Annotated in this window: 18 protein-coding genes and 2 pseudogenes; 13 read left to right on the plus strand and 7 right to left on the minus strand. The window is 39.5% G+C overall.

The genetic code is table 11. The features are described 5' to 3' along the window. The first annotated feature begins 8 nt into the window (after window positions 1–8). The 9 genes from nuoI (at window position 9) to NO346_RS13495 (ending at window position 8,318) form a co-directional block, all read left to right on the plus strand. Entirely contained in the window at window positions 9–551 is a 543-nt protein-coding gene (gene nuoI / locus NO346_RS13455; protein WP_004663751.1) for an NADH-quinone oxidoreductase subunit NuoI, read from the plus strand. Further along, the gene (nuoJ, locus tag NO346_RS13460; RefSeq protein ID WP_256415489.1) at window positions 551–1,069 is read left to right on the plus strand and encodes an NADH-quinone oxidoreductase subunit J; all 519 of its coding nucleotides are present in this window, start codon (window positions 551–553) and stop codon (window positions 1,067–1,069) included. Before nuoI ends, nuoJ begins: the two co-directional genes overlap by 1 nt. After that, window positions 1,069–1,377 carry an NADH-quinone oxidoreductase subunit NuoK gene (nuoK, locus tag NO346_RS13465; RefSeq protein ID WP_004638057.1) on the plus strand — a complete coding sequence of 103 codons (309 nt, stop codon included), beginning with the start codon at window positions 1,069–1,071 and terminating at the stop codon, window positions 1,375–1,377. The genes nuoJ and nuoK overlap by 1 nt, the downstream gene beginning before the upstream one ends. Beyond that, window positions 1,374–3,269, plus strand: coding sequence for an NADH-quinone oxidoreductase subunit L (nuoL, locus tag NO346_RS13470; RefSeq protein ID WP_005218109.1), 1,896 nt, complete (start codon window positions 1,374–1,376; stop codon window positions 3,267–3,269). The genes nuoK and nuoL overlap by 4 nt, the downstream gene beginning before the upstream one ends. Before the next feature lies 1 nt (window position 3,270). Beyond that, entirely contained in the window at window positions 3,271–4,869 is a 1,599-nt protein-coding gene (gene nuoM, locus NO346_RS13475) for an NADH-quinone oxidoreductase subunit M (RefSeq protein ID WP_256415481.1), read from the plus strand. Between the two features lie 3 nt (window positions 4,870–4,872). Continuing rightward, window positions 4,873–6,369 carry an NADH-quinone oxidoreductase subunit NuoN gene (gene nuoN, locus NO346_RS13480; protein ID WP_256415482.1) on the plus strand — a complete coding sequence of 499 codons (1,497 nt, stop codon included), beginning with the start codon at window positions 4,873–4,875 and terminating at the stop codon, window positions 6,367–6,369. 116 nt (window positions 6,370–6,485) lie between these two features. Further along, window positions 6,486–7,121: a uracil phosphoribosyltransferase gene (gene upp / locus NO346_RS13485; RefSeq protein ID WP_256415483.1), complete on the plus strand. Its 636-nt coding sequence runs from the start codon at window positions 6,486–6,488 to the stop codon at window positions 7,119–7,121. A 117-nt stretch (window positions 7,122–7,238) separates the two neighbouring features. Continuing rightward, on the plus strand, window positions 7,239–7,532 hold the full coding sequence (locus NO346_RS13490; RefSeq protein WP_005158613.1) for a cold shock domain-containing protein: 294 nt from the start codon (window positions 7,239–7,241) through the stop codon (window positions 7,530–7,532). 78 nt (window positions 7,533–7,610) lie between these two features. Beyond that, complete coding sequence (locus tag NO346_RS13495; protein WP_256415490.1) at window positions 7,611–8,318, plus strand: cold shock domain-containing protein; 708 nt, start codon at window positions 7,611–7,613, stop codon at window positions 8,316–8,318. A 19-nt stretch (window positions 8,319–8,337) separates the two neighbouring features. On the opposite strand, the gene gigC is transcribed toward NO346_RS13495, so the two are convergent. After that, a complete protein-coding gene (gene gigC / locus NO346_RS13500) occupies window positions 8,338–9,222 on the minus strand; it encodes a LysR family transcriptional regulator GigC (protein ID WP_087536830.1) in 885 nt (294 codons plus the stop codon). An 84-nt stretch (window positions 9,223–9,306) separates the two neighbouring features. On the opposite strand from gigC, the gene NO346_RS13505 reads away from it, so the two are divergent. Next, on the plus strand, window positions 9,307–10,068 hold the full coding sequence (locus NO346_RS13505; protein ID WP_256415484.1) for a ferredoxin--NADP reductase: 762 nt from the start codon (window positions 9,307–9,309) through the stop codon (window positions 10,066–10,068). 20 nt (window positions 10,069–10,088) lie between these two features. Here the strand turns inward: NO346_RS13505 and NO346_RS13510 are convergent, their stop codons facing one another. After that, entirely contained in the window at window positions 10,089–10,511 is a 423-nt protein-coding gene (locus NO346_RS13510) for a hypothetical protein (protein ID WP_005218098.1), read from the minus strand. Between the two features lie 206 nt (window positions 10,512–10,717). On the opposite strand from NO346_RS13510, the gene NO346_RS13515 reads away from it, so the two are divergent. The 3 genes from NO346_RS13515 to NO346_RS13525 all read left to right on the plus strand — a co-directional run bounded on the left by NO346_RS13515 (window position 10,718) and on the right by NO346_RS13525 (window position 13,148). Continuing rightward, window positions 10,718–10,918: a hypothetical protein gene (locus tag NO346_RS13515; protein ID WP_087547041.1), complete on the plus strand. Its 201-nt coding sequence runs from the start codon at window positions 10,718–10,720 to the stop codon at window positions 10,916–10,918. Window positions 10,919–11,149: 231 nt separating this feature from the next. Further along, window positions 11,150–12,712, plus strand: coding sequence for a mechanosensitive ion channel (locus tag NO346_RS13520; protein WP_256415485.1), 1,563 nt, complete (start codon window positions 11,150–11,152; stop codon window positions 12,710–12,712). A gap of 256 nt (window positions 12,713–12,968) precedes the next feature. Then, the gene (locus NO346_RS13525) at window positions 12,969–13,148 is read left to right on the plus strand and encodes a hypothetical protein (RefSeq protein ID WP_005158592.1); all 180 of its coding nucleotides are present in this window, start codon (window positions 12,969–12,971) and stop codon (window positions 13,146–13,148) included. A 35-nt stretch (window positions 13,149–13,183) separates the two neighbouring features. Here the strand turns inward: NO346_RS13525 and NO346_RS13530 are convergent, their stop codons facing one another. From NO346_RS13530 to NO346_RS13550, 5 genes and pseudogenes are all read right to left on the minus strand, one after another. Beyond that, window positions 13,184–14,380: an NAD(P)/FAD-dependent oxidoreductase gene (locus tag NO346_RS13530; RefSeq protein ID WP_256415486.1), complete on the minus strand. Its 1,197-nt coding sequence runs from the start codon at window positions 14,378–14,380 to the stop codon at window positions 13,184–13,186. Window positions 14,381–14,433: 53 nt separating this feature from the next. Then, complete coding sequence (locus NO346_RS13535; RefSeq protein ID WP_178882872.1) at window positions 14,434–15,306, minus strand: 1-aminocyclopropane-1-carboxylate deaminase/D-cysteine desulfhydrase; 873 nt, start codon at window positions 15,304–15,306, stop codon at window positions 14,434–14,436. 67 nt (window positions 15,307–15,373) lie between these two features. Then, window positions 15,374–15,565, minus strand: a pseudogene (locus NO346_RS13540) (HlyD family secretion protein); the annotation flags it as partial. Then, window positions 15,560–15,946 (minus strand): annotated as a pseudogene (locus NO346_RS13545) (IS4 family transposase); the annotation flags it as partial. The pseudogenes NO346_RS13540 and NO346_RS13545, both read right to left, overlap by 6 nt. Before the next feature lie 86 nt (window positions 15,947–16,032). Continuing rightward, on the minus strand, window positions 16,033–16,449 hold a 417-nt coding region (locus tag NO346_RS13550; protein WP_256415487.1), incomplete at its 5' end, for a transposase family protein.

Genomic DNA, 16,449 nt, shown 5'->3' on the forward strand with positions numbered 1-16,449 from the left:
AGTACAAAATGTATAAAATTCTAGCTGGATTTGGATCGATTGTCCGTTCGTTGTGGATGGTGTTTAGCCATGTAACACGTAAACGTGACACGATTTTATATCCAGAAGTACCAGCTGAACAAATTGTGCCTCCACGCTTTCGTGGTCGTATCATCTTGACGCGTGATCCAGATGGGGAAGAGCGTTGTGTGGCATGTAACCTTTGTGCGGTTGCATGTCCTGTTGGCTGTATTTCATTACAAAAAGCGGAAAAAGAAGATGGACGTTGGTATCCAGAATTTTTCCGTATCAACTTTTCACGCTGCATTTTCTGCGGTATGTGTGAAGAAGCTTGTCCTACAACTGCAATTCAGATGACGCCTGATTTTGAACTTGCTGAATATGTACGCCAAGACTTGGTTTATGAAAAAGAAAACTTATTGATTTCTGGCCCAGGCAAATATCCTGACTATAACTTCTACCGTGTCACTGGTATGGCAGTAAATGGTAAGGAAAAAGGTCAGGCACAAAAAGAAAGTGCACCAGTTGATGTACGGAGCTTATTACCATGATGTGGCCATTTTATTTGATGGCACTTGTGGCCATCGTATCGACAATACGTGTTGTGACAAATACGAACCCCGTACATGCTCTTTTAAGTTTAATCGTTTCTTTACTTGCTGTTGCTGGTATTTTCATGATCGTGGGTGCGCCTTTTGCGGGTGCACTTGAGATTATTGTTTATGCTGGTGCAATCATGGTGTTGTTCGTCTTCGTGGTCATGATGTTGAACCTTGGACAAGATACGGTTGAACAAGAACGTAAATGGTTAGCTTCTGATGCATGGGCATATCCTGCATTAATGAGTTTCTTATTGGGCTTGGTTTTGGTTTGGATGTTGGGTGGAGAATACACCACGATTTCTGCACCATTAGGTACAGAAATTGTAGGTCCTAAAGCAGTCGGTCAAGCATTATTTACTCACTATCTATTATTGGTAGAAGTTGCCGCGATGTTATTGCTTGCAGCCTTAGTTGCTGCATATCACCTTGGCAAACGTGAACCAAGTGCAGAAGAGGATAAAGAATAATGGGACACATCCCTTTAGAACATGGTTTGATTGTTGCAACCATCCTTTTTGCACTCGGTTTTTACGGTGTAATGGTGCGACGCAACCTATTATTTATGCTAATGAGCCTTGAAGTGATGATGAATGCTGCTGCATTGGCATTTGTTTTGGCAGGTAGTGTTTGGGCTCAACCAGATGGACAAGTGATGTTCATTTTGATCCTAACTCTTGCTGCTGCCGAGGCGTGTATTGGTCTTGCGATCGTCCTTCAGTTTTATCATCGCTTCCATCACTTGGATGTGGATGCTGCTAGTGAGATGCGCGGATGAGTACATTATATTTAACCGTTTTATTCCCGCTCATTGGTTTTATCCTGTTAGCGGCAGGGCGTAACAAACTATCTGAAAATGTGGCTGCCATTATTGGTGTCGGTTCAGTTGGTTTATCTGCGTTATTTGCTTTAATCGCTGGCCTTGCATTTACTAGCAGTGGCCAAACCGTTTTTGTTCAACACTTATGGACGTGGTTCAGTGTTGGCGGTTTTGAGCCAGGCATCAGCTTGCACCTTGATGGTTTATCATTATTGATGACAGGTATGATTACAGGTGTTGGTTTCCTGATTCACATCTTCGCATCATGGTATATGCGTGGTGAAGAAGATTACGCACGTTTCTTCTCTTATTTCAACCTGTTCGTTGCCAGCATGTTGTTGTTGGTACTCGGCGATAACTTGGCGTTATTGTTCTTAGGTTGGGAAGGCGTAGGTCTGTGTTCATACCTATTGATTGGTTTCTACTACTCAAACCCTGCAAATGGTTGGGCAGCAATCAAAGCATTCACCGTAACACGTGTGGGTGACGTTTTCTTACTCATCGCATTGTTCTTGCTCTATCAACAGTTTGGTACGTTGAATACACAGTACATTGTTGAACATGCAGCGACTGTGATGACGCAAAGCTCATCATTGTCGATTTGGACAGCATTGATGTTGTTCTTAGGTGCAGCAGGTAAATCAGCGCAAATTCCATTACAAACTTGGTTAGCTGATGCGATGGCTGGTCCTACACCAGTATCTGCATTGATCCACGCTGCAACGATGGTGACAGCGGGTGTCTACTTATGCTGCCGTATGTTCTCTGTGATGGAAATGGCACCAGAAGTAATGCAGTTCATCTCGATTACAGGTGCAGTAACCTTACTTGTAGCTGGTTTTGCCGCATTGGTTCAAACCGATATCAAACGTATCTTGGCTTACTCAACCATGAGTCAGCTCGGTTATATGTTTATGGCGGTGGGTGCTGAGGCGTATCAAGCTGGTTTATTCCATATGCTTGCTCACGCATTCTTCAAAGCGTTATTGTTCCTTTCTTCGGGTGCCGTAATTCTTGCATGTCATCACGAACAAAACATTTTCAAAATGGGTGGATTACGTAAAAAGATTCCATTTGTATTCTGGTGTTTCGTCATCGGTGGTGGCGCATTAGCTGCACTTCCAATCGTAACAGTTGGCTTCTTCTCTAAAGATGCGATTTTAGGTGCAGTATATGCACAGTCTACGATTGCAAACCTTCCACTTTATAATACGTTGTACTGGGTTGGTGTTGCGGGTGCATTCTTAACGTCTATCTATACTTTCCGTCTAATCTGGGTGGTATTCTTTGGCGAAGAAAAAACCCATGCACATGCTATTCATGGCGTGACTTACTGGGCACCGCTTGCAATTCTTGCGACCTTATCAACAGGTATTGGTTATTTCTTACAAGCACCTGTTGCAAAATTATTGACTGCTGCAAGTATTCCAAGCTTTGTTGTTCCTGAAGCTTTAGAAGAAGCCGTTGCACATGCAGAACATTTAGCAAGTGGTGTTGCCCTTGTTGGTTTGGTTGTTGGTATTTTCTTATTTGCCTTTGCGTACGGTGCGGTTAAATCATTTGCTCAAACGTCTTTGGGTTCTGGTTTAGCGCACATTTGCCGTACCGCATTTGGTTTTGATGCTTTGTATGACATCGTTTTTGTAAAACCATATTTATTGATTGCGAAAATCTTAGGTCGTGATCCAATTGATGGTTTATGGTTAGTGCTACCTGCACTTGTGAAAGGTGGTAATAGCTTTACAAGTTCGCGTCAAACAGGTTCATTGCGTGAATACGCATCAAGCATGTCACTCGGTGTAGTGGTGTTATTGATGATCTTGATCGTGATTCAGGTTGTGGGGAAATAAAATGGAAAACAATTTAATTTTACCCGCACTGATTTTAGTTCCTTTCATTGCTGGTTTTATTTGTTGGTTGGTTGATAAGTTTGACCAACATTTGCCACGCTGGATTGCCTTGATTGGTATGCTCATTACCTTTGGTTTGGGTATTGCACTATGGCAAACTGGTACATATAGCTACGAGTTGGGCGGTAAAGTCCCAACGTGGGCTGCTGAATTCCATCTCCCGTGGATTCAGACTTTAGGGATTAGCATTCACTTGGCTGTGGATGGTTTATCTCTACTCATGGTTTTACTTACAGCGTTACTGGGTGTACTTGCTGTTGGTTGTTCATGGGGTGAAATTCAAAAGAATGTTGGTTTCTTCCACTTAAACCTCCTTTGGAGTTTAGGTGGGGTTATCGGTGTATTCCTTGCAATTGACTTATTCTTGTTCTTCTTCTTCTGGGAGATGATGCTTGTACCAATCTATTTCTTGATTGCGTTATGGGGTCATAAAGGCTCGAATGGTCGTTCACGTGTTTATGCTGCAACTAAATTCTTCTTATATACACAAATTGCTGGTTTGATCATGTTAATCGGTATCTTAGGCTTAGTGGTCTATGGATATATGATGACAGGTATGATTGGTTTTGATTACAACTACTTATTGGCTGTTGCAAACCACTTACCACCAGAAGTTGCATATGCATTTATGTTGTGTTTCTTTATTGGTTTTGCAGTTAAATTACCTGTATTCCCATTACACGGTTGGTTACCTGATGCGCATGCACAAGCACCAACAGCGGGTTCTGTGGACTTGGCTGGTATTTTGATTAAGACAGCAGCGTACGGTCTACTTCGTTTCGTAATTCCATTCTTCCCAGCAGCGTCAGCTCAGTTTGCTGATATTGCAATCATTTTGGGTCTGATTGGTATTTTCTACGGTGCATTCTTAGCGTACCAACAAACAGACATGAAACGTCTGCTTGCGTATACGTCTATTTCACACATGGGTTTCATTTTACTTGCAATCTATGCAGGTAATATTCTGACTTTCCAAGGTCTGATGATCATGATGTTGGCACATGGTTTGTCATCTGCTGCATTGTTCATTATGTCGGGTCAAGTGTATGAGCGTTTACACACACGTGATCTACGCTTAATGGGTGGTCTTCGTGGTCAACTGCAATATTTACCATTCTTCTTGATGTTCTTTGTTGCAGCACTTGTCGGTGTACCTGGTCTAGGTAACTTTATTGGTGAATTCTTAATTCTTATGGGTTCATTCAAAGCTTATCCTGCATTCACAATCATTGCTGCAGTAAGTTTAGTATTTGCAGGTCTTTACGGTCTGATTCTGATTCACAAAGCACTTTTTGGCGAACCAAATGCTGAACAAAAGCAACACTATCCGAGTCCACTGAAAGATCTATCAGTACGTGAAGTGAGCATTTTGATGATCTGTGTGATTGGTTTACTTTGGTTAGGACTTTACCCACAGACATTCTTGGATATGTCACATTCAAGCATGCAGTGGTTAGTCAATAGTTATATGCCAGTACAAGAAGTTGTTGAAACTGTTCAACAGACTGCAACTCAACTTGAACAAGTGGAGATGCGATAAACCATGAACTTCACTCTTTCTTTTTCTGAGCTTATGCCGCTTGTCCCAGTGATGATTGTGGCATTGACCTCTGTTGTTGTGATGTTATTGATTGCGATTAAACGTAATCATAATCTGATTGCAACAACGACGGTGGTCGGTTTAAACCTTTCTGCAATTTTTATTGCATACACCATGTTTAGTGGACACTTTGTTCCTGCGAACGTGATGGGCATGTTTATGGTTGATCCATTTACCATGCTCTACCAATTCCTGATTTTGATTGCTGCTTTGGCTTGTAGCACGCTTTCACATGCCTACATTGAAACGTATAAAGATAATCGTGAAGAACTTTATATCTTGTTACTTTGTTCTGTAGCAGGTGCGATGTTGATGGTTGCTAGCTCTCATTATGCTTCGTTCTTTATCAGCTTAGAATTAATGTCAATTCCTGTGTACGGTATGTTGGCTTACACGCATCAACGTAGCCAATCTTTAGAAGCGGGAATTAAGTATCTTGTACTTTCAGCAACTGCATCTGCGATGTTGTTGATGGGTATGGCATATATCTATGCGTATACAGGTTCATTGTCATTCTATGATTCTGTTGAAGCTTTGATGACTGCGATCAAGCAACCAATGGTGCTATTAGGTTTAGGTCTCATTATCTTTGCTGTTGCATTTAAGCTTTCACTTGCACCATTCCATAAATGGACGCCTGATGTGTATGCAGGTGCACCAGCACCTATGGCGACATTCTTAGCTACAGCTGCCAAAGTTGCAACGATTGGTTTATTTGTACGTTACTTATTAAGTTCTGGTGCAATTTTAGTTGAATCAATAGTGACTGTTTTGACAGTCATTGCTGTGTTATCAATTTTGGTCGGTAACTTACTTGCAGTACGTCAAGTTAACTTAAAACGCATCCTTGGTTATTCATCAATTGCACACTTTGGTTACTTGTTGATTGCTTTGATTAGTATGACTTATGCAAGTTTAGGCAGTGTAACGGTTTATGTGATTACTTATGTACTCACCACAATCGGTGCATTTGGTGCAGTTGCGTTAATGTCTAGTCCATATAACAACGTTGATGAAGCACAAAGTCTTGCAGACTACCGTGGTTTGTTCTGGCGTCGTCCGATCTTGACTGCAACATTAACGGTGATGATGTTGTCATTAGCAGGGATTCCATTAACTGCAGGTTTTATTGGTAAATTCCTTGTGATAATGGCTGCTGTAACAACTCAACATTGGTTCTTGGCTGCAATGGTTGTTGTCGGAAGTGGTATTGGCTTGTATTACTACTTACGTGTCATGGTGGTGATGTATATGACACCACCAGAAACACCTCGTATTGATGCTGATGCACATTGGGGAACTAAAGTTGGTGGTATCATGGTACTTGGTGCAGCATTGCTTGTATTATTACTTGGTATCTACCCAGATCCAATGATCAATTTAGCATTGAAATCAGAGATTCTTTCTCCATTACATTTCATGTTATCTCAGCAACAGTAATCATCCGATAATCTGATTTGTACAAAAAAGCCTCCAAAATTTGGGGGCTTTTTTTAATGAAGAGTAAAAAAACACTCTATAATACTCAAAGATTAATATTAGTTAGGTAGTTACTCGTGTCGATTCAAGAAATTCGCCATCCGCTTATTCGTCATAAACTTGGTTTATTACGCCGTTCAGACATTAGCACAAAGAACTTCCGTGAATTGGCGCAAGAAGTCACGATGCTACTGACTTATGAAGCGACTAAGGATCTACCTGTTGTGGATCACGAAATTGATGGGTGGGCAGGGAAAGTAACAACTCAACGTATTGCAGGGAAAAAAATCACGATTGTTCCGATTCTTCGTGCAGGAATTGGAATGCTAGAAGGTGTACTTAACCTGATTCCAAGTGCAAAGGTGAGTGTTTTAGGTTTAGAACGTGACGAAGCAACTTTAGAAGTTCGCACTTACTATAAAAAGCTAGTGCCAGATGTCGCTAATCGTTTGGCGATGATTATTGATCCTATGCTTGCAACGGGTAATTCATTGATTGCTGCAATTGATGTATTGAAAGCAAGTGGCTGTAAAGATATTCGAGTGATGATTTTGGTTGCTGCTCCTGAAGGGATTGCAAAAGTAGAGGCTGCACATCCAGATGTTCGTATTTATACGGCATCGATTGACCAAGGTTTGAATGAGGATGGCTATATCGTTCCAGGTCTTGGTGATGCGGGTGATAAGATTTTTGGTAGTGTTCAAAAAGATTAATTTTTGAAAATATGCTTAAAAAAGAGACTTAATCCAACCGTACTGTTTTCAGGGGAGGATTTAAAGTCTCTTTTTTTATATACTGAAATACAGTACTTGCAAAATTAGGTGAATGTCATGAAGAAAGAATTTTATCAGGGAAAAGTTAAACAATATAATCCAGACAAAGGGTTTGGTTTTATTGCAACTGCTGAAGGCGAGATCTTTTTTCATATTTCAGATTTTCCTGCATCGGAAGGTGAGCCGAAACGAAATGAAAAAGTAAAATTTGTAGCCCTAGAAAATAATGGAAAATTTAAAGCAGTACAAATTGAACGAGTAGATCCGAATCCTGCAAAAACTAAAAAAAATAAAATATTGGCTCATAATCAATCGATTACATCAGAATTGTTATCAAACTTTCGACGTTAATCATCTAGATAAAATATGGAGAGAATTTTCTTGATCTCCATATTGATCCATTAGGCTTTGCAAATGAGAAAAGAAAATATGTTTGTTGAAGGTAAAATTAAAAAATATAATTCAGAAAAAGGGTTTGGCTTTATAGCGCTTGAAGGGCAGGCAGATATCTTCTTTCATATTACCGATTTTCCCACAGCAGGCGGTGAGCCAAAAGTCGGCGAATTACTTAAATTTCTTATTGTGCAAGATAAAGATAAATTTAAAGCAGCAAATATTGTTCGGTTAGATTTAAAGAGCTCTCATCCTTCTAGTCATTTTTCCTCTAATTCTGAGATCTCTTCTAATGCAATTTTACCAAATTATCCTCAATCTAGTTCTAAAAAGAGAATGATCGTTACGGTCATTGGTTTAATGATTATTGCGGTTTTAGCAGTTCTTGTCTTTAAAAAATATCAGTCTTATCAACAGTCACAAAGGTTAAAAGCAGCGCAGTTGATTGAAGAGCAAAAGAGGATTGTGGAGGCTCAGCGTCAGGCTTTGGGTGATTTACCTGAAGTAAAGTTATCTGAAAAAACGGAGCAAGCTTTAAAAGCAATACCAACGCCAGCAATACACCATGATCAAAAACGATTAGAACAGCAACCTGCCACCGCGCAAACCCAATTTAGTTGTGATGGGCGAACTCACTGTTCTCAAATGCGTTCGTATGAAGAGGCTGTCTTCTTTTTAAGGAATTGTCCAAATGTGAAAATGGATGGAAATAATGATGGTGAACCATGTGAACAACAATTCTGATGATAAAAAAAGATCAGGTTTAAACCTGATCTTCACAAAAATGTAAAAAGGCTTTGAGTCCAGGACCTTGGTATTTTTGACGATGTACCAGCATAAACAGGGGACGGGTGAGTTCCCAGAAAGGTGTATCCAGAATGACCAATTGCCCTTTTTCCTGAAGCGGTTCAATCGCAAGCCGTGATACACAAGTCATCCCCAGACCATTGGCAACAATTTTCAGGATGGCTTCATTGTGACCGAGGGTTAAACGGATATTGGCATCTGGTAGATCTTGTAAAATCGCATTGTCAAAAACTTCACGTGTGCCTGAGCCTTCTTCACGTAAAATCCATTCAACCTCATGGAAATCTGCTGGTGTAATTGGGCGATCTAACTTTGCTAGAGGATGATCAGGTGCACAGCAGACTGCAAGCTCATCATCTCGCCAATGGATACATTGCAATTGAGGCAAATGACACGAACCTTCGATCAAGGCTAAATCAAGCTGAAATTGATTCACTGCTTCAATCATTTGGCGAGTATTGCCGACTTGTAATTGAAGATGGGCTTGAGGATGATGCTGTAAAAATTCAGCCATGAGATCAGGCATTAAATAATCACTGATCGTTAAGGTTGCACCTAAACGTAAATCAATGCTTTGCAGTTCACCTTTAGCAGCTTGTTCAAAGGATTCGCAGCGACCCAAAATTTCTAAGGCTTGAGGTAATAAAAAACGCCCCAAATCATTCAGTTGTAAACGCTTGCCTAAACGGTCAAATAAAGGCGCACCTAAGCCATCTTCTAAATCAGCTAAAGCCATACTTGCTGCACTTTGTGTCAGTCTGACAGCATCACTCGCTTTGGTTACTGTTCCTTCTTGTGCAACCGCCACGAAAACAGCCAATTGGCGTAAGGTCATGCGCATGTTAAATAGCCTTAATGTTTTGAGTATCCATCAATTATTCGATCATGCTAACATGAGCCTACTGTTTCGTGCCACGTTCAAATCATGTCAATTGAAAAATTTAGCGTAGAAAAGGTTTTATCTGTACATCGCTGGACCCACAATCTTTTTAGTTTCACCATGACCCGACCTGCTCATTTTAAATTTACAGCAGGGCAGTTTGCGCGAATTGGTTTAATGGTTGGCGGTGAGCTAGTTGTAAGAGCTTATTCTGTTGTTTCTTCGCCCTTTGATGAAACTTTAGAATTCTTTTCGATTGTTGTTCCCGATGGTGCATTTACGTCAAATTTGCAACACCTTAAAGTTGGTGATGAACTTTATTTAGATAAAATATCTTATGGTTATTTGACTTTGGCAAGGTATCAACAACCTTTACCGCAAGATCTTTGGCTATTGGGGACTGGTACTGGACTTGCACCATTTCTATGCATGTTACAAGACTTTGAAACTTGGAATAAATATAAACATATTCATCTAGTTTATAGCGTTCGCACAGAGTCTGAGTTGGCTTATGTGGAACGTATTGAAGAAATCGCAGCATCATTTGGTGAAGGGCATTCTGGATTTAAATTCATTCCAATTATTACCCGTGATCCTAAAGCCGCATTACATGATCGACTCCCAATTTTAATTGGTAATGGCGAATTAGAAAAAGCAGCAGGATTCGCTTTGAACCCTGCCAGTAGTCATGTGATGTTGTGTGGTAATCCTCAGATGGTTGAGGATACAAAAGAGGCACTTAAACAACGAGGTTTAACGATGAATCGTCGTGGTGAAGGTAATATTGCAGTAGAGAATTATTGGTAGTCGTATGATATGGATATGTCTTAATGTACAAACATATCCATAAATTCACGGATTTCTTGAATTGCAGTATCTACATCAGTGGTTAGCCATGTCGGTTCAAAAATACCAATATAATGTTCCAAACGGTCTTGAGGAACAACAAGCCTTACAGGGCAATCTTCTTCGAGTAGGCGCCAAGGTAAAATAGGCACTTCATTGTCTAAAAAAGGTTGTACATTTCGAATATCGATAATCATTGCATTTACACAATCAGGTAAAGGCATGACGGAGAATTCTTCAGTGCGACGACGGAAGTATTCTAAATCTCCCCATTTTAAGATATAACTTGGCTTATTGAACTCAATAATTCCTATTAAATGTTCATCACGTGTGTGATGTAAAAAACATTGATGAGTAACATCCGTGTCTAAATCAAGAGAAACACTTTGTTGACTATAGGACATAAAGCAAAACATATGAGAAACGAAGCCGACTAGTATAGCTTATTTTTAGCGTATTCTAAAACCGACTATATTTTAAACAAAAAAATAAATAAAAAAAGTAGAGTTCTGCAAACACTGCAACGATAGTCCGAAGCTTTTTCACACAATGCAACATTGAGTATTGCTAAGATAAAAGCCTAACAAATAAAAGGATGAGGGCTGCTATGATGCATGATTTTAGTAAGCCACAACCTCATGTGGCGAGTCGAGAGGAAATTGCAAAGAAAAAGAAACTACCCGTTTATATGTTGATCATTGTGGGGGTTTTCCTAATTGCACTTCTTGTTTATATGGTCGCGGATCATTCAGCGAATCCAACTGCACAGGCAATACTGTCTCATATGCAGTCGGTACTTTTGGATGCCTAGATCGTTTATTTTTAGACCAAAACCTGTTGAATTGAAAAAACTCATTGGTGTGAATCAATGAGTTTTTTTGCAAAATTATGCGGACTTTTTGTTGTATTAGTGCTGCCGTTTGTTGATTCAAAAATAGACAAAAACTAAGGTGATAAACATTCATAGTTTTTGTGTTTCAACATAAAACAGTGATGGGTGATTTATATCAAGATTTAAAAATACAAGATAAGGATAACTCGCATGAATGAATTTTTTAATGATCCCTCGCATCGAGGGGGATTTGATGCCATGTATTACTGGGATCAATTTCATCCAATTTTTGCAGCAATTTTGATCTTACTGGTGGGTTGGATTATTGCCTTAATCATTGCCGCAGGTGTAAAGCGGCTATTGCAAAAGGTTGGTACCAATCACAAGTTATCTTCGGTAACTGGTCGTACGCCCAATATTGAAAACTTGGTTTCTAAATTGGTGTTTTGGTTTGTTATGATTCTCGCTGTGGTTGGCTCACTCAATGTTTTAAATATTAGTGGTGTAAGTGACCCGTTTAGCAATATGGTAGGACGAGTACTTGCTTATATACCAAACTTATTTGCAGCCGTTGCAGTAGGATTTATTGGTTGGATTGTGGCGCGTTTGGTACGTGCTGGATTGACCAATGTATTATCTAGAACAGAATTAGATGAGAAGCTAAGCAGTGAAGTTGGTGTTAACGCTTTAAGTGTTAATATCGCAGAAATTTTTTACTGGTTGGTTTTATTACTATTTCTACCAATTGTGCTGTCTATTTTAGGTTTAACAGGACTGCTGATTCCTGTACAAAACATGGTAAACGAAGCGATTGCTTATCTGCCTAATTTGTTTATTGCGGGTGTGATCCTTTTTGTAGGTTATATTCTCGCCAAGATTGTGCGCGGTATTGTCGAGGGATTAGGTAATAGCTTGGGATTACAAACGCAAGCTGAAAAAGTAGGATTATTTAAAAACTCAAATATATCGAAATTTTTAGGCTCATTTGTGTTTGCAATTATTGTCATCACAGCGTTGATTGTGGCATTTGAAGCTTTAGGAATCCAAGCGATTTCTCAACCCGCAACAGCGATGTTGAATGAAATTATGTATGCAATTCCACAAATTATTGCAGCTGGTTTAATTCTAATCGTTGCTTATATTGTTTCTCGTTTTGTTGGACGTTTAGTCGCTGAACTTATTTCAGGGGCGGGAATTGATGAAATTCCAATGAAGCTGGATTTGCAACGATTTCTTGGACAAACACGTATTTCTGATCTGATCGGTTATTTGATTGTATTTTTTACCATGTTGTTTGCAATCTCTGAAGCTGCGAACCGTCTTGGTTTAGAGCAAGTAAGTGTGCTGATTGCGATGTTTATCCAGTTTGGTGCAAGTATTTTATTGGGTGCAGTCATTTTGGTGATAGGATTCTGGCTCGCCAATGTCGTGGCTAAGGTGGTACAATGCGGTGAATACAATAGTTCACGTTGGTTAGCAAACCTAGTTCGTATTTTAATTATGGGCTTAGTGATTGCGATGGGTCTAAAAGCTATGGGTATTGCGGATTCCATTGTGAATTTGGCTTTTGGTTTGACGCTTGGTTCAGTTGCAGTTGCTTTTGCCTTGGCATTTGGTTTAGGTGGTCGTCAACCTGCAGAACGCTTATTGACAGATTTATTAGATAAGGCAGAGAATGAAGCGAAACAGCCAAATCCGTTAGATAAAGAAATCACACCAAGTCATTCGGTACCACCAATAACACCACCGACCCCACCTTATTCAGATGAATAGTAAAAATAATCTTTGATTTTTTGAACCAATTCGACCACTCTAAGCAGGGTGGTCGTTTTGTTTGTATAAGCATTATTGAGTTTTTATCTATATCGTGATTAGGGCATATTTTAGAAAAACCAGACCTAAAACTGAATTTTAGGGTACATATCACTGTAGTTTAATAGGATTAATCAAAAATTTGACCTGAAAAGCAATTCATTTATAGATAAAGTATCAATAGTCTCTAAATAAAAATTCTATAGAGGAGAGTGAAATGAAGAGGCCAAATCGCGTATTTGCACCGATTATTATTGCAGGTATTACTGTAGGTTTTTTGGCGAGTGCGTACAAATTTGTTGTTGCGAAATCAAATACGGCTAAAGAAAAACCAATTAAAAATACTCAAAAAGTATCTTCTACAGAAGCTGCTAACTCTTCAGATCATCATGCTTAGTGTTATTTAGCAATCGGCTTAATGTGTTAAGTGAACTAAACAAATTGAGCCGCTGCTTGAGCCGAAGACCATGCCCATTGGAAGTTATATCCTCCCAAATGACCTGTTACATCGAGTACTTCACCGATAAAATATAAGCCTTTCTGCTTTTTACTTTCCATGGTTTTTGAAGAAACTTCGCTAGTGTCTACGCCACCTAATGTGACTTCAGCAGTACGATATCCTTCAGTTCCAGATGGTTTAACAGAAAAGGCGTGCAATTGATCAGCAATTTGCTCTAGTTGTAAATCGCTAAAATTGCCAATCGCAGTTTCACTTTGTTCTGCCCAAATTAGTTGTTGTAGCTCAAGCACGATACTTTTCGCCGTGAATTCACTGAGCAAAGTTCTGAGCAGAACTTTGGGTTGCGACTTTTTCTTTTCCTTGAAGAATTGAACTAAATCTTGGCTCGGGAAAAAATCAATTTTAAAGCTTTCACCCACATGCCAATAATTTGAGAGCTGTAATGAACTTGGTCCACTTAAGCCTCGATGAGTAAATAACAAAGCTTCAGTAAATTGATGGCGATCATTCACCAGTGTTGCATCTAAAGCATTACCACTTAAGCGTGTTGTGACTTCTTTAAAATGGTCCGAAAAGGTGAAGGGGACTAGACCCGCACGGGTAGGAAAAACATGGTGTCCAAACTGTTGAGCAAGTTCATATCCAAAACCAGAGCCTCCTAGTGTTGGAATAGATAAGCCACCAGTCGCCACAACGAGAGATTCACAGTGATAAGTGCCTTGATTGGTTGCAATGATAAAACCTGAATCTGTTTGTGCTGTTATGCTTTGTACTTCGCAATGGGTCTGAATCTGAACCCGTTTCGCTTTATTGCACTCTGCAAGTAAAAGTTCGAGGATTTCTTTTGCACCTTTGATTGTAAATAGCTGACCGTGTTTACGTTCTTCATATTCAATACCATATTCGCAGACCAAACCAATAAAATCCCAGTTGGTGTAACGAGTGAGTGCTGAAATAACAAAGTGTGGATTTTCAGAAATATAATTTGAAGGTTCAACATCTAGGTTAGTGAAGTTACACTTGCCACCACCAGACATTAGAATCTTTTTACCTACTTTATTGGCTTTTTCTAATACGACAACGGAACGTCCACGTTTACCAGCCTCTGCAGCCAACATCAAGCCTGATGCACCTGCACCTAAAACAACAACATCAACTTGATGAACCATGAGGATTACTCGGTAGACGAAAAGCGAGCAATTATAAAAGATTTGTGGGGGTTTTAATATGCTTTAAGCTTTCCTTGCAACCCACCTGTATGAATGGCCAGTATTCGAGTGTGGGCAGGGAAATGATTGTGCTGGATTAAATCAAGAAGTCCCATCATCATTTTACCTGTATAAATGTGTTCGAGTGGAATTTGATATTTTTGCTCAAAATTTTGAATAAATTTCAATAATTCAGGTGTAGTTTTGGCATAGCCGCCACCACAATAGGCATCGGTTAAAGACCAATTGCTTTTATCAGTCAATTGTTGAATGTCTTGTTTGAGAAAATCACCTTTCAAGGCTGAAAAGCCTAAAATGTGCTGGTGATCTGAACTGCTTTCAATGATGCCTGCAAGAGTTCCACCTGTACCCACGGCACAACAAATTACGTCATAATTTTCTAAATCATCAGGGGAGAGGATTTCCTGTGTCCCTTGAATGGCAAGGGCATTGCTTCCACCTTCAGGAATAATAAAGGCTTGTGGGTATTGCTGTTGAAGTTGTTGTAAATATTCCACTTTATGGCGCAGACGATATTCGGCTCGGCTGACAAAATGCAGTTGCATGCCAAAATCTTGCGCTGTTTGTAGAGTAGGATTTAAGTCTTGGGTCGCAAGTTCTTGACCACGAATGATGCCAATACTTTGAAAGCCAAAGCGTTGAGCTGCATAAGCCGTTGCTGCAATATGATTGGAAAATGCACCGCCAAAAGTGAGGACTTGAGAAAAACCTTGCTGTTGTGCTGCCAAGAGGTTGTATTTGAGTTTAAAAAACTTATTGCCCGAAATCTGGGGATGAATCTGATCAAGGCGTTTGATGGTCAGTTGAACAGGCTGGGGAAGTTCTAATGTTTGATAAGGGGTAGGAAAAGCAATGTGATCAAACATTTTTTGCGAACGAGAAATGAATTTGACCACATTGTAAATGTATTTGATTGAGAATGTCAGTGTTGGTTTATGAGTCGGTATCCACCGACGTGATCACCGACATACCAGGACGTAGGTTTTCCATGCCTTTTTGTTCTGGATCAATGGCGATGCGTACCGCAATACGTTGAACGACTTTGGTAAAACTTCCTGTGGGATTGTCAGGTTTAAGTACACTGAACTCTGAACCCGCAGCAGGGGAAGTCTGTTCCACATGGCCTGGTTCATTGAGCAATGTCCAAACAGTAGGTATCGCTATTCCACGATAGACGATGGCTAACATCAAGATATTGATATCTCGTTTCCCCCATTTCCAGTTGGTTCTATCCAAAGTTAATTGGACTTTATCGAATGAAAATATATTGAAAATTAACTGAGAAATTTGACGATAATCGAAATACTGATCTGCAAAGAAGCGTTGTATACGTCGATAAAATGATTGTGGTAAGCAATTGATGGGTAAGGCTTTAGATGCAGAAGAAAGATTACATGTCTGTTTTACAATTAATGCCAGCATAATCAGTGTAAAAAATTTTACATGTGACTTGTTCCACTTTAGATATTTGTTTAAGATGAGATGTAACTCATTGAAATGTGTCATCATATTCGTCGTCAGAAAACAAGTATTATGCCATTATTTCAATGAGTTATCTTTTTTTGTCGTGTACAAAAGACTTCTTTCATAAGTCATTTTTTACTCAGTTCTAAATTATAGATTCCAGCAATTAAATTGAATCTTAATCCTAGTCTTTTGCCTCGATTGCGATATCGCTCAGCAAGAATTTTGAAGGTTTTCAAACTGCCAAATACATGCTCAACCCCAATTCTTCTTTTATTGATTTGCTGATTATAGATTTTTAGTTCAGGATCCAGTTTACAGCGCTTCTTTACTTTTAATTGCAACAAGCTATTTGGATACACTGTATAAATTCCCTGATAACCCTTATCTGCAAGGATAAATGCACCTGCAGGAATCTGATTCAAGTGACGTTTGAAGAGTTCGAAATTATGTACGGCGCCACGACTCGTACATAAACTCAGGATTTTTTGAGTTTGATAATGAATGACGGCCTGTACTTTGAAAGTGTGGGTCTTTTTCTTGCC

Origin of the sequence: Acinetobacter sp. 5862 (assembly GCF_024494585.1) — a bacterium.
Classification (GTDB): Bacteria; Pseudomonadota; Gammaproteobacteria; order Pseudomonadales; family Moraxellaceae; genus Acinetobacter.